This is a genomic window from Bacillus sp. LR--39 (genome assembly GCF_053613335.1).
The window spans coordinates 566,698-590,250 of the sequence record NZ_JBSIOT010000002.1; the positions used below are offsets into that span (position 1 = coordinate 566,698).

At 46.3% G+C, this 23,553-nt stretch carries 18 protein-coding genes; 14 read left to right on the forward strand and 4 right to left on the reverse strand.

Features of this window, described 5'->3' with window-relative positions:
• Positions 1-207: 207 nt before the first annotated feature.
• The 5 genes from ctpB (at position 208) to ACWHAR_RS12630 (ending at position 5,771) form a co-directional block, all read left to right on the forward strand.
• Positions 208-1,566, forward strand: a complete 1,359-nt coding sequence (gene ctpB, locus ACWHAR_RS12610) for a carboxy-terminal processing protease CtpB (RefSeq protein WP_370465912.1) — start codon at positions 208-210, stop codon at positions 1,564-1,566.
• 372 nt (positions 1,567-1,938) lie between these two features.
• Complete coding sequence (gene swrA, locus ACWHAR_RS12615) at positions 1,939-2,292, forward strand: swarming motility protein SwrAA (protein WP_014305920.1); 354 nt, start codon at positions 1,939-1,941, stop codon at positions 2,290-2,292.
• Positions 2,293-2,366: 74 nt separating this feature from the next.
• Positions 2,367-3,557 carry a S1C family serine protease gene (locus ACWHAR_RS12620; RefSeq protein WP_032876189.1) on the forward strand — a complete coding sequence of 397 codons (1,191 nt, stop codon included), beginning with the start codon at positions 2,367-2,369 and terminating at the stop codon, positions 3,555-3,557.
• Between the two features lie 292 nt (positions 3,558-3,849).
• Positions 3,850-4,917, forward strand: a complete 1,068-nt coding sequence (locus ACWHAR_RS12625) for a DUF3810 domain-containing protein (protein WP_032876952.1) — start codon at positions 3,850-3,852, stop codon at positions 4,915-4,917.
• 50 nt (positions 4,918-4,967) lie between these two features.
• Positions 4,968-5,771, forward strand: a complete 804-nt coding sequence (locus ACWHAR_RS12630) for a thioesterase II family protein (protein ID WP_074534232.1) — start codon at positions 4,968-4,970, stop codon at positions 5,769-5,771.
• A gap of 418 nt (positions 5,772-6,189) precedes the next feature.
• Here the strand turns inward: ACWHAR_RS12630 and ACWHAR_RS12635 are convergent, their stop codons facing one another.
• The 3 genes from ACWHAR_RS12635 to ACWHAR_RS12645 all read right to left on the reverse strand — a co-directional run bounded on the left by ACWHAR_RS12635 (position 6,190) and on the right by ACWHAR_RS12645 (position 10,696).
• A complete protein-coding gene (locus ACWHAR_RS12635) occupies positions 6,190-7,527 on the reverse strand; it encodes an MFS transporter (protein ID WP_022553858.1) in 1,338 nt (445 codons plus the stop codon).
• A complete protein-coding gene (locus ACWHAR_RS12640; protein WP_015240677.1) occupies positions 7,500-8,123 on the reverse strand; it encodes a TetR/AcrR family transcriptional regulator in 624 nt (207 codons plus the stop codon). The genes ACWHAR_RS12635 and ACWHAR_RS12640 overlap by 28 nt, the downstream gene beginning before the upstream one ends.
• Positions 8,124-8,194: 71 nt before the next feature.
• The gene (locus ACWHAR_RS12645; RefSeq protein WP_032876192.1) at positions 8,195-10,696 is read right to left on the reverse strand and encodes a PEP/pyruvate-binding domain-containing protein; all 2,502 of its coding nucleotides are present in this window, start codon (positions 10,694-10,696) and stop codon (positions 8,195-8,197) included.
• 300 nt (positions 10,697-10,996) lie between these two features.
• Between ACWHAR_RS12645 and ACWHAR_RS12650 the strand changes: the two genes are divergently transcribed.
• From ACWHAR_RS12650 to uvrA, 3 genes are all read left to right on the forward strand, one after another.
• Entirely contained in the window at positions 10,997-11,233 is a 237-nt protein-coding gene (locus tag ACWHAR_RS12650; protein ID WP_003151438.1) for a CsbA family protein, read from the forward strand.
• Positions 11,234-11,408: 175 nt separating this feature from the next.
• Positions 11,409-13,394, forward strand: a complete 1,986-nt coding sequence (gene uvrB / locus ACWHAR_RS12655) for an excinuclease ABC subunit UvrB (RefSeq protein ID WP_003151439.1) — start codon at positions 11,409-11,411, stop codon at positions 13,392-13,394.
• A 7-nt stretch (positions 13,395-13,401) separates the two neighbouring features.
• Positions 13,402-16,275 (forward strand): excinuclease ABC subunit UvrA, encoded by a 2,874-nt coding sequence (gene uvrA / locus ACWHAR_RS12660; RefSeq protein ID WP_032876195.1) that lies wholly within the window; start codon positions 13,402-13,404, stop codon positions 16,273-16,275.
• A gap of 48 nt (positions 16,276-16,323) precedes the next feature.
• Here uvrA and ACWHAR_RS12665 read toward each other — a convergent pair whose 3' ends face one another.
• On the reverse strand, positions 16,324-16,563 hold the full coding sequence (locus ACWHAR_RS12665; protein WP_032876198.1) for a hypothetical protein: 240 nt from the start codon (positions 16,561-16,563) through the stop codon (positions 16,324-16,326).
• A 197-nt stretch (positions 16,564-16,760) separates the two neighbouring features.
• Between ACWHAR_RS12665 and ACWHAR_RS12670 the strand changes: the two genes are divergently transcribed.
• The 6 genes from ACWHAR_RS12670 (at position 16,761) to ACWHAR_RS12695 (ending at position 23,474) form a co-directional block, all read left to right on the forward strand.
• Entirely contained in the window at positions 16,761-17,087 is a 327-nt protein-coding gene (locus ACWHAR_RS12670; RefSeq protein ID WP_003151444.1) for a hypothetical protein, read from the forward strand.
• A gap of 24 nt (positions 17,088-17,111) precedes the next feature.
• Complete coding sequence (locus ACWHAR_RS12675; RefSeq protein WP_007614045.1) at positions 17,112-18,209, forward strand: DUF4097 family beta strand repeat-containing protein; 1,098 nt, start codon at positions 17,112-17,114, stop codon at positions 18,207-18,209.
• Positions 18,210-18,213: 4 nt separating this feature from the next.
• On the forward strand, positions 18,214-18,408 hold the full coding sequence (locus ACWHAR_RS12680) for a PspC domain-containing protein (protein ID WP_007407447.1): 195 nt from the start codon (positions 18,214-18,216) through the stop codon (positions 18,406-18,408).
• Positions 18,409-18,768: a phage holin family protein gene (locus ACWHAR_RS12685; RefSeq protein WP_007407446.1), complete on the forward strand. Its 360-nt coding sequence runs from the start codon at positions 18,409-18,411 to the stop codon at positions 18,766-18,768.
• Positions 18,769-18,861: 93 nt separating this feature from the next.
• Positions 18,862-22,731: a metallophosphoesterase gene (locus tag ACWHAR_RS12690; protein WP_032876201.1), complete on the forward strand. Its 3,870-nt coding sequence runs from the start codon at positions 18,862-18,864 to the stop codon at positions 22,729-22,731.
• A 167-nt stretch (positions 22,732-22,898) separates the two neighbouring features.
• Positions 22,899-23,474, forward strand: coding sequence for a TetR/AcrR family transcriptional regulator (locus ACWHAR_RS12695; RefSeq protein ID WP_015418312.1), 576 nt, complete (start codon positions 22,899-22,901; stop codon positions 23,472-23,474).
• Positions 23,475-23,553: the final 79 nt, after the last annotated feature.

Here is a 23,553-nt window from a genome sequence, read left to right on the forward strand (position 1 = left end):
CGCATTCTCCTGTATATTTAATGAATTGCATACAAAATATTATACGTTACCCATATATATGTAACAATCTCGCGTTTTCATTTTTTTGTTGCCGTTACATGAATTCTTTGCAATTTACACATACTATCTCCAGGTTTTCGTAAAAGGACTAAGAGGAGGTAAACGATGAAGCAGAAAATGATCGCAGTGATAGCGGCCGTCAGCATCATGTGCGGCGGAGCTCATATTGCCGGGGCGGCACAGCCGAATTCAACAGACGCAGAAAGAAGCCGGGCAATGGAAAAAATCGAAAAAGCATATGAGCTGATCTCGAACGAATACGTGGAAAATGTAGATAAAGAAAAGCTTCTTGAAGGAGCGATTCAGGGGATGCTGTCTACATTAAACGACCCTTATTCCGTTTATATGGACAAGCAGACCGCTAAGCAGTTTTCCGATTCTCTTGATTCTTCTTTCGAAGGGATCGGCGCTGAAGTCGGTATGGAGGACAATAAAATCATTATCGTATCACCGTTTAAGCAATCTCCGGCGGAAAAAGCGGGACTCAAGCCGAATGATGAAATCATCAGCATAAACGGCGAGTCAATGAACGGGAAAGGTTTAAACGAAGCCGTGCTGAAAATCAGAGGAAAAAAAGGATCGAAGGTTTCTATTAAAATACAGCGTCCGGGTACTGAAAAACAGCTGTCATTCCGGATTAAAAGAGCGGAAATCCCGCTTGAAACCGTATTTGCTTCCCGCAAAGAATCAGGCGGTCATCATGTCGGCTACATCGGAATATCGACATTTTCCGAGCATACCGCCCAGGACTTCGCCGCGGCGCTGAAAAAGCTTGAAAAACAAGGGATTGACGGTCTCGTCCTTGATGTAAGAGGGAATCCCGGCGGCTACCTTCAAAGCGTCGAACAAATTTTAAAGCATTTCATCACAAAAGACATGCCGTATATCCAAATTGCGGAGCGTAACGGCGATAAAAAACAATATTTCTCAACCTTAAAACATAAGAAGCCGTATCCCGTCAATGTCATCACGGATAAAGGAAGCGCCTCCGCTTCAGAAATTCTTGCGGGTGCGTTAAAAGAAGCGGGACATTATGACGTTGTCGGTGACACTTCTTTCGGTAAAGGAACGGTTCAGCAGGCCGTGCCTATGGGAGACGGGAGCAACATTAAATTGACGCTTTACAAATGGCTGACACCGAAAGGCAATTGGATTCACAAAAAAGGCATTGCTCCGACAATCGCTGTGAGCCAGCCGGATTATTTTGCGGCGGGACCGCTTCAGCTGAAACAGCCGCTTCAGCCTGATATGAACAGCGCGGATGTCAAGCACGCTCAAATCCTGCTGAAAGGCCTAGGCTTCGATCCGGGCAGAGCAGACGGCTATTTCAGCAAAACAATGAAAAAAGCCGTTCTGGCGTTTCAAGACCGGTACAAGCTTGATAAAACAGCGGTCATTGATAAAAAGACAGCGGAAAAAATGAATCAGCTGATGAATGAACAGAAATCTGACGAAAAAAATGATTTACAGCTGCAAATGGCGTTAAAATCATTATTTGTAAAATAAATGAAAAGGAGGCGTTTTTTACGTCTCCTGTTTCTTTTGTCACACTCTAAAAATGAACTAAAAGACATATAATTATGTCGGTTTTGACAAGATATTAAAAAAATTTTCACATTTAAACATTTATAAAGGACAAACATTACCCGATATTTATAGAGAAGAGAGACTTTATGCCGAGTTAATATGTATTCAAAATGAAACTTTTGAAAGTTGCCTCAGTCAGTTTTAGTTCTTACAATAAAAGAAGGTTCTAATAGAGAACAGTTTTAGTTTGGCAGCTGCATTTCAGTATCGAAAGCAGAAGTGTTTGCGGCGCTTCAGCACGGCAGCTGTAATCACCCGTGCTTATCTGGATAAAAAAATGGGGGTTCACAATTGAAGAGGGCAAGTATTGTGCGTGAAAAGAAATATTATGAATTAGTGGAACAACTAAAAGACAGAACAAAAGACGTCACATTTTCATCAACAAAAGCACTAAGTCTTCTTATGCTGTTCAGCAGATACCTGGTCAATTACACAAATGTTGAATGCGTTCACGAAATTAATGAAGAGTGTGCAAAGCATTATTTCACTTACTTAATGAAAAACCATAAGCGTTTAGGAATCAATCTGACGGATATTAAACGGTCCATGCTTTTGATCAGCGGTGTAATCGAGGTGGAAGTCGACCACTATCTGAAAGATTTCTCTCTATCAAATGTGACGTTGTGGATGACGGAAGAGAGATAGACGTTTGAGATATTCAAGCCAATGATTATTTGGTAGAATAGAATTAAAATGTTTGGCTTGAGGCGGTGAAAGCAGTGTCTGTTCAATGGGGAATTGAACTTCTGAAAAGTATCGGTCTGTTTTTTTTGCACCCGATGTTCTGGTTTTTTATCATCATAAGTCTCGCATGCGGATATTTGCGGATCAAACGTGAACGCCATACGTTTCATACAAAAATCGCGGATATGTATGACGAGCTTATCTTTACATACATAAAAGGACTTATACCGGGTATTCTTCTCTCCGTATTATTTTTTGGACTGGGAATTTCGATTCCATTCGGTCTTCTCGGCATAATCGCGGCTGTGACGGCTTTGGCTTCGCTGACGTTCCGTATGAATTGGCTGTCCTCAGCTTATATTGTCAGCGCCGGCATGTTCATTGCGTTTATCCTTCAGTATACCCACACAGTGCCGTTTGCGGATCGGTTTCCGCAGGCATTCGGCGTGAATTGGGCATCGGCGGCCGTGTTTATGGGCCTTTTGATTATCACGGAGGGAGCGGCTGCCTGCCGTTCAGCGCATCTGAAAACATCTCCGGCGCTTGTCGTCAGCAGCAGAGGCCTGCCCATCGGCCGACAATTGGCGAATCGCGCATGGCTGCTTCCGCTTTTCTTATTGGTGCCGGGCAGCGGGCTTGAGTCACACCTTTCTTGGTGGCCTGTCTTTACCGTGCCGGGCGGCTCTTTCCATTTGATCTGGATTCCTTATATCGCCGGCTTCGGACAGCGTGTGCAGGGGTCACTTCCGGAAGTCAGCATAAGGATAACAGCGAAACGTGTCATGATTCTCGGGGTTATCGTGACCGCATTCGGGGCAGCGGCCCTTTGGTGGAGTCCGCTTGCCGGTGCTGCCGCTTGTATTGCGGTGCTCGGACGCCTGTTCTTATCATTGAGACAGCGGCTGAACGATAACGCGGCTCCGTTTTATTTCTCTAAGCGGGATCAGGGCTTAATGGTGCTCGGCATCATTCCGAATACGCCCGCGGAAGATCTTGAGCTGAAGATCGGTGAGATTATAACGAAAGTAAACGGCATTCCCGTAAAGCATGTATCGGATTTTTACGAAGCACTTCAAAAAAACCGCGCATTTGTAAAAATGGAGATCATCGGCCTGAATGGTGAGATCCGGTTTGATCAGCGCGCGTCCTATGAAGGCGAACATCATGAATTAGGTATTTTATTCGTGCAGGATGAACACGAGCACGAAGAAATGACAGCATTATAATGTGATTTTTCATAATTATTCGGAATAGTTTCAAGAACTCCTAAACTAGATTTCAAAATCAGCTATAAAAGTAAAACGGCTAAGAAAATTATATTTTCTTAGCTGTTTTATTTTGAAATAATAAAAAAATAAATGAAGGAGAGGTATGGCTTATTGGAAAGGTTATTGCTAACTCCAAAACCTTTAGAAGATGAATCTTTAGCAGGATATATATTAAGAATAACTGATTATAATGGTTATGTTGGATAGGGGGGAGTACATTATAAAAAAGCTTTTACTTAAGAGATTACCGTTGATTTCACTTGGAGTTATAGCTTACATACTGACAAAATACGCGCAGAACCATCAGGATTGGGCGGAAAAATACAGTAGGTCTGTATATCCGTTATTGTCAAAAATAGTAGGATTTGTACCTTCTTGGGTCAAGTTTTCTGTTAGTGAATGGCTCGTCGTGTTGGTTGTGTTACTTTTTCTATTTTATATCGTTTATTATGTGCGCAAGGTTATCATGAGTAAAGGTGTGCGTAGGATGGTAGTTTATCGTGGTGCTCTAGGAATCGTTACGATCTGTAGCGTGATATATTTTTGTTATACTATTTTGGGTGGGATAAACTATTACAGGTATTCTTTTTTGTCTTATACCGAATATAAAGAAGAGAACTACAGCAAGGAGGAACTGGTCAAATTGAGTAAGTCGCTTGCCGTTGAAATGGAATTGGCAAGGGAAAAGTTAGCGGACACTGATCTTTTGGCTCATGTACCAGAGGTTTTTGATTATTATGCACAACACGCAGTGTTCTCGATGCAAATGTTATCAAAGAAATATCCTGTTTTGGAGCATTCATATTCAACACCAAAACCAGTGGTGATGTCAAAACTAATGTCGCATGCAGGGATACATGGTATTTTTGTCCCTTTTACTTATGAATCCAATATCAATGTTAATGTGCCAGTTTTTTTGGTGCCTGCTACTATGGCGCATGAATTGGCACATCAGAGTGGTTTCATGCATGAGGATGAGGCTAATTTTATAGCTTACCTGGCATGTAAGCAGCAGGATGATCCAATGATACTATACAGTGGTTTATTTCTGGCATTTGATTATTCTATATCTGAGCTAAAGAAAGTGGATCCAGATAAGGCGTCTGATATAATGTCCAGTCTGTCCAAAGCGGTGCGGCATGATATAGAACAAAATGAGCAGTACCGGGATAAGTATGAGGGTGTTATTTCAAGTATTTCAAGAAATGTAAATGACGTATATCTGAAGGCAAATAATCAGACAGACGGTTTGAATAGCTATAGTGATATGGTGAATTTGTTGCTGGCAGAGCAGCGAGAGATAGAGAAGTACAATTAAATGTATCTTGAATACTTATAGGTTTATATAGTAATGATAGTGGGCTCAAGTTGAACATAGGAGTGAGTGAAATAAATAAAATAAAAGTATTTCCTATTCCATATGCTGGAGCCTCGGTAAATGCATATTATGAATGGAAAAAACTACTGCCGGATAGATATGAATTGTGTATATGTGAATTGGCTGGAAGAGGAACTCGATTCACAGAGCCTTGTTACCAGTCTGTTGGTGAAGCAAGTGAAGATATCGCCAAAAGAATAAGTGAACAATTAGAATATGACGATGAATATGTTATATTTGGACACAGCATGGGAGCCTTATTGACTTATGAGATATATTATAAACTTAAGCAAATGGGAACTAAGGAACCAAGGCATCTGTTTTTTTCTGGGCGAGATGCTCCACATATTTTTGAAAAGAGAGAAGACATTGAAAATATGACTAATGAAACTTTCTTGACAAAGGTGGAACAATATGGGGGAATACCAGAGGAGTTTTATACAAAAGAGATTATGGATATGTTTCTTCCGATTTTGCGAGCAGATTTTATAATTTTGGACAATTATAAGTTTCAGCCCAAAGCAGAAAAAATAAGTTGTGGAGTAAGCGTTTTTTATGCGGATAGCGATTTTTCGACTCATATCAATGAAATGCATAAATGGAGTGAAGTTGTTGAAGGAAACGTGAAATTTCATAAGTTTAAAGGAGAACATTTTTTTTTGAATCGGTATCCTAATGATATTGTAAATACTATTGTTAAAGATACAGAGACTCAAAATATTTACCAGGCCACCCACCTGGATCGCCTAGATTTTGGTTTAGACTTTCTTGTCCCAATCAAGTTCCAAAAATAAAAATTTAGACTTTCTTTTCTTTGTACAGTTTGAATGTGTTTTGAAATATTATATTTAAAATAAATTTTATCAGTCTGAGAATCCTTCAATGATTGTTACTTAATTTTGCTTAATTATAAAAGTAATATTCAATAATTGTTTTAGGTAGGTTTTAGTAAGGAGAATTATGAAAAAAATTAAGAAAAAACATTGGAAATAATAAGCTTTCAGTTTTATTAATTATGAAAAATCACATATAAAAAGCCCGGTGCCGCTAACAACACGGCGGCCGGGCTTTTTTTACGGCAGCGCCGAACTTGATCGGAATTCTCAGCCATTTACATTGCAACGGCATTGCGGTGACACTCTGAGAGAGAAAAATAAGAAGGAAAACTGGAAAAGGTTCCGGAAAGCGGGTGCTCACGGAACCTTTTTTTGTTTACGCCGAATGGCTTTTTTTCGTCTGAACGGTTTCCCCGGACTTGATACCAAGCGATACGAACAAGCCGATCACAGAAACTCCGATCAATATGATAAACAGAATATGAAACCCGGAGATTAAACCGATCAGTGCTGAAGAAATAATGCTTCCGAAATAACGGAAGGTGGAGAAAATCCCGGATGCGATGCCGGACATGCCCGGTTCTACCGTCGCAAGAGAAGATACCTGCATGCTCGTCAGCCCCGCACCTGACGCGATGCCTCCGACAATAAGCGATGCCATAAGAAACGGAACGGAATGGGAATAAACCAAAAGCAGAAATAAGAGATTGGCTACGGCCATCAGCCCGAAGGATAGAAAAATCATTCTTCGCGCGCCCCATTTCTGATGCAGCTGAGCTCCGCCCCAGTTGCTGGCGGACATGAAAACAGAAAAGACTGACAGCGCCATGCCGCTGTGCGACGTATTCATGCTGAAGTGGCCGGTCATAAAGAGCGGCATAATCAATAACACGGCGTACATCATTAAATTGCTTAATAGAACCGACAGATTGGCGCTCGTAAAGGTCGTGTTTTTAAACAGGTCAAAATCAATAATCGGATGTTTCGTGCGCAGCTCCCGCCTGAAAAATAGCGGAACAAATATGAGAATGAGCAGCGCGTACACCCAATAGCCCAAAGAGCTTTCATTTTTCGTCAGAAGAATAATAGATACAATGCTTCCGGCAAGCAAAACGGACCCGATGATATCAAGCGGAGCGTCAGACGTTTCTTCTTTATATTTAGGAAACATCACTAATGCCGTCACGAGTGCGATTGCAAGAAACGGAATGTTGACCCAAAAGATCGAATGCCAGCTGAAGCTCTCAATTAAAAGAGAGCCGATAAACGGACCGAGAGCCGCGCCCAGCCCGGCACCGAGGCCGAAAAAGCCGAATACTTTCGGAAGCCGTTTTTCAGACACGACATGGCGGATGATGGCGATGCTGTTTGGCGTAAGCAAAGCGCCGCCGGCAGCCTGAAGCGCCCGGAAGAAAATCAATAAGAAAAGACTTGGCGAGAGGGCGCACCCCAATGATGCGATGAGAAAAAGGCCGACGCCCCATAAATACATTTTTTTGTTTCCGTACATATCACCGAGTTTGCCGGCAATGGGCTGTGTCACGGCCATCACGATTAAATACACGGTCACTACCCATGTGATGCTGGCAATTGATTCGCTGAATGAGCGGGAAATGGATGAAAGGGCGACTGCGATCATCGTAGAATTGATGGGAACGAGTATGGCTCCCAGCAAAAGCGAAACGATCAGCGCCCATTCTTTCTTTGAACCCATCCTTCATCCTCCTTGGAGCCGGAAAATGACCGGCCGGTAATGCCTTTCATGAAAATCTCAGTGCTGTGTTTCAGCATCGTTTCCTCAGAGAGAGTAATGACTCTTTTCCCCAGCTGCAGCCGGTGTATAAAATAACCGAAAATCATCGTCATAAAGACGTCTGCATTAGCTTCTTCGCTGCCGGGGCTTATCATATTTTTCTTTGTCAGCTCCTTAAAGTAAACGATTAAATGCTTTTTCACGGATTGCGGATATACGACAATATCCTGCAGGACGTCTTCGAATAGTTCCGGTTCGCGCAGGCAGATGCGGAACACTTCTTTTTTTTGTTCCAATTGCTGAAGAAGGGTCGCGGCGAAATGAAGAAGATCCTCATACAGATCGCCTTCCGCCTTAGTGATCATGCTTTCCGGAACCGGCGTCTGCTGTTCAATCATGGCTTTCATTAATCCTTGTTTGTTTTTAAAATTACGGAAAATCGTTGCTTCGCTTACTTTTGCTTTTTCTGCGATTTCTTTTGTTGTCGCTGCGCGGTATCCTTTTTGGATGATCAGATTCATCGCGGCGTCAATAATTCTCTTGTTCGTCGTTCTCAACATGTTTCACCTCGCGTAAATACTGGCAGGACAAGTATACACCCGCCCTGGCCGTCAATAAAGAGGGAAACCTAGCATGAAGCGCGTTTGACAATCGTAATCTTGCCGTTTGTCCCGTCCACCGTGACGATATCTCCGTCGTTGAGCCTGTCAGTCGCGGCACGTGTGCCGAGAACGGCCGGGAGCCCGTATTCTCTCGCGATGATCGCCGCATGTGACAGGATGCCGCCCGTGTCCGTAATGACGGCCTTTGCATCCTGGAACAGACTGGTCCACAGCGGTGTCGTCATTTTGCAGACAAGAACGTCTCCTGTTGAAAAACGGGAAAATTCACTTGCGTCACGAATGACTTTCACCGGGCCGCTTGCGATTCCGCTTGACGCCGCAAGTCCGTAAATTTGATGTTCAGTGTTTTTTTCATCTTCTGTGATGGAGCCGGTAATCTGTTCAGCCGTTTTCAGCTGTTCCGAAGTCGGAGTCCCGAGATAAGCGGGGGCTTCAAGCAATTGATATTGCTGGAAGAGCTGTTTTCGTTGAGCGGCTTTTTCCTGCATCGGAACCGGCGACGCCAGCGCTTTCTCGACTTCATCGCTGTATAAGTACCACATATCCTCCCGATCATCGATTACGCCTTGTTTTTGAAGCAGCTCGCCGATTTTCAGAAGGCAGAGGCGCGCTTTGGCGTCCAGCATCGCATCAATATAAAAATGGTGATCATCTTTGATGATGGATGAAGACAATGTCCACTGATAATAGCGGTCAAACGTCTCCCGGAAGCCGTCATCTTCAATTCTATCCATAAAGTCGGTGTAGAGCTGTTTTCGTTTTTCTATCGTTTTATGAAACTCACTGTCAAAATCGTATCCGTTCCGGACATAGTTCTGAATGTTGGCCAAAGCGAAATAAGGGTTTTCCGCCCAAGTTTCTTCAATGAGATCATGACTTTTCACGGATCTCCAGCCGTATTCCTGTAAAAATTCACCGACTTGTTCGAGAAAGCGTTTTCCCTCATTTGATTGCAGAAGCGTCTGATGCAGCTCGTCGGCATGAGAAACCGTAAAGACGCGCCGCAGCTCAGGGCTGTCTTTTACTTGTCCGGAAAGCAGCCAGAGCTGTCTGTCGGTCTCCAATGACTTATTCATGACGCCTGCCAGCATTTCGTACAGAAGGGAGGTGTTTTCTTTCTCAACCTGTCCGTACATGGATTCCAGTATCATGTTTAACGCAACCTGCGGAAAGACAATATTGAAATGTTCTGCGTATCCTTTTAAATAGAAATCTTGCAGGTTTCGGAATGCATCAAGGGCAGTCTCCGGCGTATGGTCTGTATGCGCCAGTTCGTCCAGCTTTTGATAAAAAGGCAGAAAGGTTTCCTGAATAATATCGTACATGCGGTCAGCCAAGACGGGGAAAAGCGCTTCCAACTGTTCTGCGGGCAGCTTGTCGTCCGTCTTATGCTGTCTGGAAAAAACACGGCCCTGATGAAGTTTGACACGCTCGATTTCGATGCCCATTACAGGGAATGTCTTCGTGCTCTCTTTGAGGCCGTATTCCAAAGCCGGCACAATGAGTGAGGCGAATAACGGGCTGACGGGGCCTTCTATATTGGCCTCCATATTGAGCCAAAAATCTTTCTGATCCCGGGGCGTCATGATAAATTCCCGTTCTTCGTCTGCCGCTTTCTGATCCTGCACGATCGTTGTAATCGGTCTGGCCTGAAGCAGATACAGCTTATTTTCGGCAAATCCGAATTCGAGATCCACGGGATAACCGTACAGTTCTTCCGTCTTTATCGTCAGCATGGCAAGCTCTTTGACGCTCTCGTCATCAAGGCAGAAGCGGTTTCTCATGTCAGCGGACGTCTCTTTTTCCGTCACGCCTTCGTCTTTAGAAACGATATACATTTCTTTTAAGCCGATTTCTTTTTCAATCTGAAATGTGTCTTTATTGACGATAAATGTGTCGGGCGTCACGCTGCCGGAGACGATTGCTTCTCCGAGACCGTAGCTCGCGCTGATCATCAGCTCTCCGTCATCATGTGTGACCGGGTTGCGGCTGAAAATGACTCCTGAAACCTCGGAATTGATAAGCCCTTGCACGACAACGCCCATTAACGGTTCTGCGGTGTCATTGTTCATTTTCTCTTTATAACCGCTGACCCGCGCCGAGAAGAAGGAAGCCCAGCATTCTTTCACTTTTCCGAGAAACTCTTCTTCTGTTTTGATATTTAAATAGGTTTCGTACTGGCCCGCGAAAGAAGCCCCTTCAAGATCTTCGGACGCGGAGGAGGAACGTACGGCGACAGAGGCGTATGATTCTCTCAATTCATAAAACGACGCGGTCAGTTCCTCCCGAAGCTCTTTTGAAAACGTGCCGTTCATAATGGCGCGCTCCATCTGTTCCTGATCTGCTTGAAGCCCGTTGTCTTCCATAAAACGTGTCAGGGCATTCGTCTGAATGATGAAACCGCCGGGAACGGGCAGCCCGTTTTTCGTCAGTTTAATCAGGTTCATTCCTTTTGCTCCTGCAGAGCGGCTCGATTCTTCCGCTTTTTGAAATCGCACTGAATACATGCGGTATGACCCCCTTTTTTTCTTCATCCAAGAAAATGATAGTAAACACTATCATTACATTGTAAAGAGGGAGGAAGAAACTGTCAAAGATACAAAGACCTAAACCTTCTCATCCTTTCGGCTGAAGAAAGGTAATTCGATTCATCTGGTTAATGGTTCAATGGATTTATATTCACAATTTTTTTGACAGATGATTGAAGACTGCTGAAAAAGGGTATTGTGATAGCAGGGGAACGATTGTCCGATTCTTCATTTTTTACTATAATCAGATGAGATGAAGAATTCCCGAGGAGGGTTTTTGTGATTACAAAAGCCGTTTTTGCATTATGTTTCCCTTTTATGCTGGTCGTCCTTTTTACGCGCGTCACGTTTAACCACTATGTGGCGATCGCTCTCACAGCCGCACTGCTTTTCGCATCCTATTTAAAGGGTTATACCGAAACGTATTTTATCGTTGGATTGGATGTCGTATCGCTGGTGGCCGGAGGGCTGTACATGGCCAAAAAAGAAGCAGACAAAAAGAAAGACAATGCCTGACATGGTGAATATGAAATAGAATGCCTGCTTTTACGCCATAAAAGCAGGTTTTTTATACAAAAATTGACTTGGTAAAAACAAACCATCGAACTTTAGTTCGTATTTTTAGTGATTTTGCCCGTCATTGTGTTACTATATCAATAGGAAGATTTCGTAAAGAAACGGAGGCTTTTTTGTGAAAGATCGTTTTGAGTTAGTCTCGAAATATCAGCCCCAGGGAGATCAGCCGCAAGCGATTGAGAAGCTTGTCAAAGGCATACAGGAAGGCAGAAAACACCAGACTCTCCTGGGTGCGACAGGGACGGGCAAAACCTTTACCGTGTCCAATCTGATTAAAGAAGTGAATAAACCGACACTGGTCATTGCCCATAACAAAACCCTAGCCGGACAGCTGTACAGCGAGTTTAAGGAGTTTTTCCCGAACAACGCTGTCGAATATTTTGTCAGCTATTACGATTACTATCAGCCGGAGGCGTACGTGCCTCAAACGGATACTTTTATAGAGAAAGACGCAAGCATTAATGATGAAATTGATAAACTGAGACACTCCGCGACATCCTCTCTGTTTGAACGGAGAGATGTCATTATTATTGCGAGTGTGTCATGCATATACGGTCTCGGTTCACCTGAAGAATACCGGGAGATGGTTGTGTCGCTCAGACCGGAAATGGAAATTGAGCGGAACGAGCTGCTGAGAAAGCTTGTGGATATCCAGTATGCCCGCAATGATATCGACTTTCAGCGCGGGACGTTCCGCGTGCGCGGAGACGTTGTGGAAATCTTTCCGGCTTCCCGTGATGAACATTGTATCAGAGTGGAATTTTTCGGAGATGAAATTGAGCGGATCAGAGAGGTCGACGCTTTGACCGGAGAAATTCTCGGCGACCGTGACCATGTCGCAATTTTCCCGGCTTCCCACTTCGTCACCCGGGCGGAAAAGATGGAAAAAGCGATTCTGAATATTGAACAGGAGCTTGAGGAGCGCTTGAAAGTGATGCACGAAAACGGCAAGCTCCTTGAAGCGCAGCGGCTTGAGCAGCGGACGAGATATGATCTTGAAATGATGCGGGAAATGGGTTTTTGCTCAGGGATCGAGAACTATTCAAGACATTTGACACTCCGTCCGCCGGGCTCTACGCCGTATACGCTGCTTGATTATTTTCCGGACGATTTTATGATTGTCGTTGATGAATCACATGTGACGATTCCGCAGGTGCGCGGCATGTTCAACGGTGACCAGGCGAGAAAACAGGTGCTTGTCGATCACGGGTTCCGCCTGCCGTCAGCGCTTGACAACCGTCCGCTCCGATTCGAGGAATTTGAGAAACACATGCACAATATCGTGTACGTGTCGGCGACTCCAGGACCGTATGAAATTGAGCATACGCCGGAAATGATCGAGCAGATCATCAGACCGACGGGACTCCTCGATCCCCTCATTGACGTCCGTCCGATCGAAGGACAGATTGATGATCTGATCGGCGAGATTCAGGCGAGAATTGAACGGAATGAGCGCGTTCTTGTGACGACTTTAACGAAAAAAATGTCAGAGGATCTGACCGATTATCTCAAGGAAATCGGCATCAAGGTCAATTATCTGCATTCCGAGATTAAGACGCTTGAACGGATTGAAATCATCCGTGACCTCCGCCTCGGAAAACATGATGTGTTAATCGGCATCAACCTGCTGAGGGAAGGGCTTGATATTCCGGAAGTGTCACTTGTCGCCATTCTCGATGCGGATAAAGAAGGCTTCCTCCGTTCCGAACGTTCGCTGATTCAGACGATCGGACGGGCGGCACGAAACGCGGAAGGCCGCGTCATCATGTATGCCGATAAAATCACGAATTCGATGGAAATCGCGATTAATGAAACGAAGCGCCGCCGGGAACAGCAGGAGCGCTTTAACGAAATTCACGGCATTACGCCGCAAACGATCAATAAGGAAATCCGCGATGTGATCCGCGCGACGCAGGCCGCTGAGGATAAAGAAGAATATAAAACAAAAGCCGCGCCTAAACTGGCGAAGATGACGAAGAAAGAACGCCAGAAAGTCGTTGAGCAAATGGAGCACGAAATGAAAGAAGCGGCCAGAGCGCTTGATTTCGAGCGGGCGGCAGAGCTTCGTGATTTACTGTTAGAGCTTAAAGCGGAAGGATGATGAACACATGGCAATTGACCGGATCGAGGTGAAAGGCGCGAGGGCGCACAATTTAAAAAACATTGATGTAACGATTCCGCGGGATCAGCTCGTCGTCGTGACGGGGCTGTCCGGATCGGGAAAATCATCCCTTGCCTTTGACACCATTTACGCGGAAGGACAGAGGCGGTATGTTGAATCGCTTTCTGCCTATGCGCGCCAATTTTTAGGGCAAATGGATAAGCCGGACGTCGATGCGATCGAAGGGCTTTCTCCGGCGATCAGCATTGATCAGAAAACGACGAGCCGCAATCCGCGGTCAACCGTCGGAACGGTAACGGAGATTTATGATTATCTCCGGCTGCTGTACGCGAGAGTCGGGAAGCCGCACTGCCCGGAGCACGGCATTGAAATTACGTCGCAAACGATTGAACAGATGGTTGACCGGATTCTTGAATATCCGGAGCGGACGAAGCTTCAAGTGCTTGCGCCGATCATCTCAGGCAGAAAAGGCGCCCATGTCAAAGTGCTTGACCAAATCAGAAAGCAAGGTTACGTAAGGGTGCGGATTGACGGAGAAATGGCCGAGCTTTCCGACGATATTGAACTTGAAAAAAACAAAAAGCATTCCATTGAAGTCGTCATTGACCGGATTGTCGTCAAGGAAGGGGTTGCCGCCCGGCTTTCCGACTCACTGGAAACCGCGCTCCGCTTAGGGGAAGGCCGTGTCATGATAGATGTCATCGGTCAGGAGGAGCTGATGTTCAGCGAGCATCACGCCTGTCCGCTGTGCGGTTTTTCTATCGGAGAGCTTGAACCCCGGCTGTTTTCGTTTAACAGCCCGTTCGGCGCCTGTCCGACTTGTGACGGTCTCGGCTTAAAGCTGGAAGTGGACCCTGAGCTCGTCATTCCCAATCCTGAGCTGTCATTAAAAGAACACGCCATCGCGCCGTGGACGCCGATCAGTTCACAATATTATCCGCAGCTGCTTCAGGCGGTCTGCCGCCATTACGGCATTGATATGGAGACTCCGGTCAAAGACCTGCCGAAGCATCAGCTTGATAAAGTGCTGTACGGTAGCGGCGATGAACGGATCTACTTTAAATACGAGAATGATTTCGGACAAGTGCGCGAAAATGAAATTGAATTTGAAGGCGTGCTGCGCAATATTGAGAGACGGTATAAAGAGACAAGCTCCGATTATATCCGTGAACAGATGGAGCAGTACATGTCACAGAAGCCGTGCCCGACGTGCAAAGGCTACCGGCTGAAGAAAGAAGCGCTGGCCGTTTTGGTCAACGGGCGCCACATCGGCACCATTACCGAGCTTTCCGTCGGCGATGCGCTGGAATTTTTCAAAAGACTGACGCTGTCTGAGAAAGATATGCAGATTGCCGATTTAATTTTAAGAGAGATTGTGGAGCGGCTCAGCTTCTTAGATAAAGTCGGTCTTGATTACCTGACGCTGAGCCGGGCGGCGGGAACGCTGTCAGGCGGAGAAGCTCAGCGCATCAGGCTTGCAACACAGATCGGCTCCCGTTTGTCAGGCGTTCTGTACATTCTTGATGAGCCGTCCATCGGCCTTCACCAGCGTGACAATGACCGTCTGATCAGCGCGTTGAAAAACATGAGGGATCTCGGCAACACACTGATTGTCGTGGAGCATGATGAGGATACGATGATGGCTGCCGATTATTTGATAGATATCGGTCCGGGCGCCGGCATTCACGGCGGCCGCGTCATATCGGCGGGGACGCCTGAAGAAGTGATGAATGATGCGGACTCTCTGACCGGACGTTATTTGTCAGGGGCTCAATTCATCCCGATGCCTCCGGAGAGAAGAAAGCCTGACGGCCGGTTCATTGAAATCAAAGGCGCGTCAGAAAACAACCTGAAAAAAGCGAACGCCAAATTCCCGCTCGGCACTTTTACGGCGGTGACAGGTGTGTCCGGTTCCGGAAAAAGTACGCTTGTGAATGAAATTCTGCATAAGGCGCTTGCGCAAAAGCTTCATAAAGCCAAAGCGAAACCGGGAAGCCATAAAGAGATCAAAGGCCTCGACCACCTTGATAAGGTGATCGACATCGACCAGGCGCCGATCGGCCGGACACCGAGATCAAATCCGGCAACTTATACGGGTGTGTTTGATGATATCCGCGATGTATTCGCGCAGACAAATGAAGCAAAGGTGCGCGGTTATAAAAAAGGCCGGTTCAGTTTTAATGTAAAAGGCGGGCGCTGTGAGGCCTGCCGCGGCGACGGCATCATTAAAATTGAGATGCATTTCCTTCCTGACGTGTACGTCCCGTGTGAAGTGTGCCACGGCAAACGTTACAACCGGGAGACGCTTGAGGTCACATACAAAGGAAAAAGCATTTCTGACGTTCTGGATATGACGGTGGAAGATGCTCTGTCTTTCTTTGAAAATATCCCGAAAATCAAACGCAAGCTTCAAACGCTTGCCGATGTCGGACTCGGTTATGTGACGCTCGGCCAGCCGGCGACGACGCTGTCAGGCGGAGAAGCGCAGCGCGTCAAGCTCGCTTCCGAACTGCATAAGCGTTCCACCGGCCGGACGCTGTATATTTTGGACGAACCGACGACAGGCCTCCACGTTGATGATATCGCAAGGCTTTTGGTTGTGCTTCAAAGACTCGTCGATAACGGTGATACCGTTTTGGTCATTGAACATAATCTCGATATCATTAAAACGGCTGACTACATCGTCGATCTGGGACCTGAAGGCGGATCGGGCGGCGGCACGATCGTAGCCTCCGGGACGCCTGAAGAAGTTGTCGAAGTGAAAGAATCATATACGGGCCGTTATCTGAAACCGGTAATGGAACGTGATAAAAAACGGATGAAAACATTGCTGGCCGAAAAAGAAACGGCAGCCACGTAATAGATCAATAAAAACAGCCCAAAACTCATCGGTTTTGGGCTGTTGTTGTTACAGGCTTTTTTTCTGTTGGGGAAGCTGTCTGCTTAAATGCATTAAGTCCTGCAGAATATGGGTGCTGCTGCTGTCCAGCAGCACTTTTATATATTGGATATCATGGGAAATGGGAAGAGGGGCTGCTTTGATCTGTTCCAATTCAGCCAGCATTTCGCTGTTCATTCTTTTCTGTTCGCGAATTAAATTTCGAAGACTCTCTTCCGTTACTTGGGCGTTTTTGGGATCTTTCTCCATTTGTATGTCCTCCTTGCATACGGTCAGGCTTTGTTACATATTGTAATCGGTTCGGGGAAAAGATTCTATAGTGAAATCTCTGAAATCAAAAATTACGTATAACGAAGCATGTCCTTAGCATGAAAATGAAACCCGCCCATTCGTCATACGTATGTATAAGGAAGGGTTTTTACATCACGGCACAGGGAGTGTTTTTATTGAACCGAAATCAAGCGATTATCGCATCAATCTGTTATTTCAGCGTGTTTCTCGCGCCGCTCATTCTTCCGATTGTGGCTTACTTTGTCGTCGATGAAAAAGAGACGAAGCGGCATGCCATGCGCGCTCTGATTTCCCATATCATTCCGTTTGCGGGATTGCTGATTGTGACCGCGGGTGTTGTCGGCGGATTGATTACGGCTCAGGGGGAGAGTATGGTGCCCGTTTTTGTTATGATAACAGGAGCAGCTGTTTATTTTCTGATCCTCATCGGAATGGTCATTTGGAATATCGTGCAGGGAATTAAGGTGTTACGCCAGGTGTAAGAAAAGTCGGGGGAGGCGTTTTGTATGAAACAGGAGAAAGAACGGATTTTAAAGCTTGTGGAAGACGGCATGCTGACGGCGCAGGAAGCACTGACGCTCATTGAAAAACTGGATCATGAATATAAAGAAAAAGAAGAGCAGATCACCGCATTATCTGCGGAGGTCCAGGAACCTGCGGAAGATTTCGAAAGCGGGGCAAAAGGAAGCCAAAAGCCGTCGCTCGGGGCGAAGCTGTTCGACTGGATTGATTCTGCCGTCAAAAAAGTGAAGGAAGCGGATCTTGATCTGAATTTCGGCCACGCACACGAAGTGCAGCATATTTTTCAATTTAAAGACAGTGAATTCTCGGCCATTGATATGCAGATTGCAAACGGCAGCGTCAATATCGTGCCGTGGGCGGATGAAGATATCAGAGCGGAGTGCCAGGCGAAAGTGTACCGGGCGGACAGTCAGGAGGCGGCGCGCACCGCATTTCTTCAGCACATTGAGTGTGAAGTGAAGGGCAATAAGTTTTTTGTCCGCACGGAAAAGAAAACGATGAAAACCAATGTCACGCTTTATGTTCCCCAGAAAGAGTACGATAAGATAAGAGTGAAGCTGTTTAACGGACCGATCAGAGGGGAACATTTACATGTAAAAGAATTCTCGGCGAAAACGACAAACGGCGTTCTGTCATTCTCTCATTTGACGGCTGATAAAGCATCGGCGGAAACGGCTAACGGACAAATCAAGCTGGCCGGACATCAATGCGGAGCGATTGAAGCGGAAACGATCAACGGCTTGATTGATTTGCGCGGATCGAGTGAATCCATTGACGTTCAAAGCTTTAACGGCAATATCATGCTTACCGTGACAGCGCCGCACTGCCGCTCCATCTACACGAAAACGACGACCGGAAACGTGGATATCGCTCTGCCTGATGATTCGGCGGTGAAAGCGGAGCTGAAAAGCAATCTCGGCTCTCTCAGCCATGAGCTGATTGATGCGGAAATTTTAAAGGAAAAGAATGATACCATTCAAAAAGAACTGATGCTGGCATCAAATCAAGGCCATGATCAGCATCTCTCGATTTTCTCAGAATCGTTAACAGGAGCCATTAAGCTCAAGCATACTCAGAGGTGATTGGATGAAAAGACTTTACCGTTCAGAAAAAAACCGTAAAATCGCCGGCGTTGTCGGCGGTTTGGCGGAGTACGTCAATATGGATGCGTCGCTTTTACGCATTATCACCGTTGTATTAGCGCTTGTCACGAGCGGAATCGTGCCGATTGTATATATTATCTGGTGTTTTGTTGTACCTTTAGAAGGAGATTTGAAATAAATGATCAAATGGGCAGTCAGCATTTTAGTAAATGCTTTATTATTAATCGTTATCGCGGGATATTTTGATTCCGTCCATATCAGCAGTATCGGAGCGGCTGTCATCGCCAGTGTGATTCTTTCTGTGTTAAATGTACTGATCAAGCCGATCATCGTCATATTGACATTGCCCGTCACGGTTGTGACCCTCGGCCTCTTTCTGTTTGTCATCAACGCCATTACGTTAATGATGACCGCAGCCTTGATGGGAGACAGCTTTCAGATTGATGGGTTCGGCACTGCCATTTGGGCATCCGTCGTGCTGTCCGTTTTCCACTTGCTGATCCAAAAAGGCATATTGGAGCCGCTTAGAAAAAGGTAAAAAACGAGCTGTCCCGAGAGGGCAGCTTTTTTATGTGTGATTTACATAAGCGGCAGCCTCCTGACGCAACATAATGCATAGGGAGGTAATGAGATGAAACTTGTGATGACGCTCTTTTTTCTGATTGGTTTGCTTTGTGTGAGTCCTTCTGCGGATGCGGCGCGCAAAGAATCGGCAATCCCCGTGAATCAGCAGGAATTCGGACAGCCGCCTCATTACATACCGCTTCTGGAGAATCCTCCCCAAATCGAAGTAAAGGCGGAAATGAAAAGAAACCTGTTCATACAGGCTCATGTACGGAATGCTGACTATCAAGCGTTTTCGGCGTTTCTTTTTTATAAACAAAGCAATGAGCTGGGATTTAAAATGGTGCCGATGGAGCCCGCGCCAGGCGCAATCCGGCTGTTTACGGCCCAGGTTTCAAAGCGGGATATCTGGAATGGAGAATTGGAATATTACCTCGTTTTCACCAACGGCAGACAGCGGGCGGAATCGGAGAAAAAGCGGCTGAAGCTGGACGGCTATCAAGCCGATTTGAATCATATTCCCGAGCTGATGATTACGGAGCTTGCGGTTGATACGAAAAATGAAGACGGCGCTGATGCCTATGAATTTATCGAGGTGTATAACACGACGGACAGACCCATTCATTTTAAAGACTATCACATCCGCTACCGCTATCCGAAGGAAGGGCCGGAATCAGATATGATATGGAGACCGAAAGAAGATACCGTCATTCCGTCAGGCGGGACTTACGTGTTTTGGCTGAGACGCGCCGCATCAGAACTGACGATAGATGATTTCAATCGCTATTACGGGACACGCCTGAAGGAGGGAGAACATCTCGCCGTCATCGAAGGGACGGACGGAATGTCCAACGGCCGCCCGCGTACGGTGGTGCTGTCGGCAAATACCGGAAAGGGTATCGCCTCAGCGCATTACCGGAAACACGCTTTCCGCCGGCTGACTTCTTTGCTGTACAAATATCCGCTGAACGGAACGGGAGAATTGCTGAGGATCTCCACGAGCGAGCATAAGCCGTCACCGGGCTCTGTTTTTCAGGCGCAGATCCCGCAGCAGAAAAGGGTGATAAAACCCGACAAGAAAAAACCGGTCATCGAAGACCTTACAGACAGAAAGCCCGTCCGGCCCGCTGAAAGCATTGAATTAAAGGCTGACATAAAAGACAAAAACCTTGTCAAAACAGCCGCGTTTTATTACCGGACCAATGAGAAAAAACCATTCAAACGAATTCTGGCCGAAAAAGACCGCAACGACAGCTTATACCATCATATTCTTTATTCCCCGGAACTGCTCGGTCAGGATCAGCTTGAGTATTATATCGCAGCCAGTGATGGAGAAAATGAAGCAAAAACGCCCGTCAAGATGATTGACATTGAACAGACGAGCAAATCACACGGACTCAGAATGAATGTTGAACCCGAAGATACGATATCCGGCACCTATCTGCTCAAAGCGACTTCCGACGTCAGCCCCGATAAGATCAAGCTGTGGATTGACGGCAAACGGCAGGAGACCCGGCCGGCGCTGGAAAAAGAGGTCTATTTCGCCTTCGATGCCCGGAAAACGAATCTTTATTTTCAAAACACCGTCATAATGGAAAATGAGGTGCTGCACATTTTTGACGATCCGTCTCACCGTTACAGAACGCACTCGGTTCTCCTTCCGGAACGTCTGCTACAAAAAGGGGGCAAAACACAGAAAGTATCCATCCGTTCGGGCTCAAAGGTTTCTCCGTATGACACGGGAGAGAATCGGGATGATTTTGTGGTGAAACATGCCCGTCTGGTGCTTTCGGATGGAACGGTGATCAAAGACGGGAAGACGGATCCGGCTGAGCAGCTGTTTATCGGTGACGGCAGGCGGGCGAATCAGCAGAAGACCTTCTCATTCAGCCTGCCGGATCATTTGTTTACGTCACGGCTGCTGCCGTGGAACACGGCGAAGCTTTCTGAAGGCTATCACCATATTTTTGTTAGCGACGGTGAGGAGCAGCTGAGCCAATCTGTGCGGGTGGACAATACGGGGCCGAAGATTGTCCCGGGTATCAAAGAAGGCGCGGCGCTGAAAGGTAATGTTGAGCTGAATGCGGACATCCGTGATAAATGGAGCAAAGTGGAAGAGGTCAAAGCGTTTTTGGACGGAGAAAGCATTACGCTCCCGCATCACACGTCATCAGCCGATCTCAAGCCCGGAAAACATACCCTTACCATCATTGCGGCAGACCTTGCCGGAAATGAAACAACGTCCGTCCGCACCTTCCATATCAAACGGGAGGAGCCGAACCAGCCGGAGCTTGCGGATCAAAAAATCGGCGCCCACAAAGCAAAGCTGTCCGTCCGGGTAAAAGACCCGACGAAGGATGACATGAATGTATCATTTTATCGCGGCTTCCGTTATACCGCGCGGAATCCGGGCAGCGTGAAAGTGTATAAACACGCCTCATTAACGGAACCGCCGAGGGGCATAAAAGAAAATGAAATGCCGTTTACCCTGCCGGAAATGAACCGCATCTCGGCAAATGACGGAAAAACCGTATCGACGGAAAGTGTGGAGCGTTTTCCTTATCACCGATTCGAAGTCTCCGTTGACCCGTCTATCGACGAAACGGATCTGGCCGAGGCGGTCTGGAAAGGAAGCTCTCTGCCCGGCCGAAAGGTAACCATGTATATTTGGAATTACCGGACAAGCCGCTGGCAGGAGGCGGACAGCGTTCTTGCCAAAGATAAAAAGCCGTTTACATTAAAAGCCGCCGTTTCCGCAGCGGATGCGGTGAAGAACTCAAAAATGAATGTCATCGTGCAGGATCAAATACCGGCGAAAGGCAATTACACGTTTGTCTGGATGTCGGATACACAATATTACGCACAAGGACACCCGCACATTTTTGACAAAATGACGGAGTGGATCAAAGAAAATAAGGAAAAGCACAATATTAAATATGTCTTTCATACCGGTGATATCGTCGATGATTCAATGGTGATGAAACAGTGGAAAAACGCCGATCACTCCATGCGGACACTTGACAAGGCGGGGATTCCGTACGGAGTGCTTGCCGGCAATCACGACGTCGGCCATAAAGACGGCACATATCGAACCTTCGGGGATTTCTTCGGGAGCCGCCGGTTTGAACAGAACATGCATTACGGCGGATCATATAAAAATAACCGCGGGCATTATGACCTGCTGTCGGCAAGCGGGAACGATTTTATTATGATTTATATGGGCTGGGGCATTGCGGAACAAGAGATTGACTGGATCAATCAAGTGCTGAAGAGGTATCCGGACCGAACCGCCATCTTATGCTTTCATGAGTACTTGCTTGTCAGCGGAAATCGAAGCCCGATCGGGGAAACGATCTATCGAAAAGTCGTCAAGCCGAATCGCAATGTGGCGATGGTATTAAGCGGCCATTACCATAACGCCATGAAAAAAACCGATGCGCTTGACGATGACGGGGACGGAAAACCGGACCGCCTCGTTCACCAAATTCTGACCGACTACCAGGACGGTCCGGAAGGGGGGCAGGGCTTTATGCGCATGATGCAATTCGATCAGGCCGCCAATCAGGTTCACATGTTCTCCTACTCGCCGTACACGGATGACATCAATTACTATGACACCGATCTGTTCGCTGATAAAGACGAATTCTCAGCAGAAATGGATTTACAGCCGAAGAGGAAAAGGGTGGCGACCGATTATTTTGAATGCAACGTCTATACGAACGAACTGCTCGGTCATAAAAAACACGTAAAAAGCGGAAAAACCGCAAATTGGGTCTGGGACGGCCTGCAGCCTGATTCCGTTTATTACTGGTACACCGTCGTTAAGGACCCGTACAACGGCAAAACAATATCACCGCTGTGGATGTTCAAAACGGGAAATACGCCGTATCGCCCGGCTCCGGATCAGTTTGATTTCAGGCATGCCTCAAACCCATAACGAAAAAAATACAGCCTGCTGATCGCTCAGAAGAAAATCTGACGGTCAGCAGGATTTTTTCTGTGCGTAAATGGCGGCGCCCTGCTGTGATAAGTGCTTTTGACTTTTTTATGTCCCTTTTCTATACTAAAATCGATTGGTTTTCGTAATATGCAGGAGGAAACATAATGAACAGTAAAACCGGGACAAAAGAAAGAATTATTCAAACCTCTGCATATCTTTTTCAGATTCAGGGATATCATGCGACTGGTTTGAATCAAATTATAAAAGAGAGCGGAGCACCCAGAGGGTCTGTGTATCATCACTTTCCAAACGGAAAAGCAGAACTCGCCATTGCGGCGATCAAATATACGGGAAGATGCGTTGAAAAGCAAATACAGAATAGTATGTCTCAATTCGCGGACCCTATAGAAGCGATTCAGCACTTTATTCATGTAACGGCTGAACAGTTTAATGATCCGCAGAATATTGAGGGCGTGCCGGTTGGATTGCTGGCGGGTGAGACCGCTCTGATCAATGAAACGTTAAGATGCACATGTGTTGAGGTGTTCAAAAAGTGGACGGATGTGTTTGCGGCAAAATTTCTTGAGCATGGGTTTGAACAAGAGGAAGCGGAGAAGCTCGGGGTGACAATCAACTCGATGATTGAAGGCGCAATCATGTTTTCGCTGGCTCATAAAAACAAAGAACCGCTGCTACTGGTTTCAAAGCAGGTTCCGTATATTGTCCAAAACAGAGGGTAGCATTTTATTACTCTTTTCTTTATAAAAATAGATGCCAGAACCACAGCCTCTTCGTTTTGCCAGAGTCATAGAGAACATT

What these genes read in the sequence shown, in the direction of transcription:
- ctpB (WP_370465912.1), top strand. Translation starts at nt 208, where the DNA reads ATGTGCGGCGGAGCTCATATTGCCGGGGCGGCACAGCCGAATTCAACA.
- ACWHAR_RS12635 (WP_022553858.1), bottom strand. Translation starts at nt 7,527, where the DNA reads ATGGGTTCAAAGAAAGAATGGGCGCTGATCGTTTCGCTTTTGCTGGGA.
- ACWHAR_RS12645 (WP_032876192.1), bottom strand. Translation starts at nt 10,696, where the DNA reads ATGTATTCAGTGCGATTTCAAAAAGCGGAAGAATCGAGCCGCTCTGCA.
- uvrA (WP_032876195.1), top strand. Translation starts at nt 13,402, where the DNA reads ATGGCAATTGACCGGATCGAGGTGAAAGGCGCGAGGGCGCACAATTTA.
- ACWHAR_RS12665 (WP_032876198.1), bottom strand. Translation starts at nt 16,563, where the DNA reads ATGGAGAAAGATCCCAAAAACGCCCAAGTAACGGAAGAGAGTCTTCGA.
- ACWHAR_RS12675 (WP_007614045.1), top strand. Translation starts at nt 17,112, where the DNA reads ATGAAACAGGAGAAAGAACGGATTTTAAAGCTTGTGGAAGACGGCATG.
- ACWHAR_RS12680 (WP_007407447.1), top strand. Translation starts at nt 18,214, where the DNA reads ATGAAAAGACTTTACCGTTCAGAAAAAAACCGTAAAATCGCCGGCGTT.
- ACWHAR_RS12685 (WP_007407446.1), top strand. Translation starts at nt 18,409, where the DNA reads ATGATCAAATGGGCAGTCAGCATTTTAGTAAATGCTTTATTATTAATC.
- ACWHAR_RS12690 (WP_032876201.1), top strand. Translation starts at nt 18,862, where the DNA reads ATGAAACTTGTGATGACGCTCTTTTTTCTGATTGGTTTGCTTTGTGTG.
- ACWHAR_RS12695 (WP_015418312.1), top strand. Translation starts at nt 22,899, where the DNA reads ATGAACAGTAAAACCGGGACAAAAGAAAGAATTATTCAAACCTCTGCA.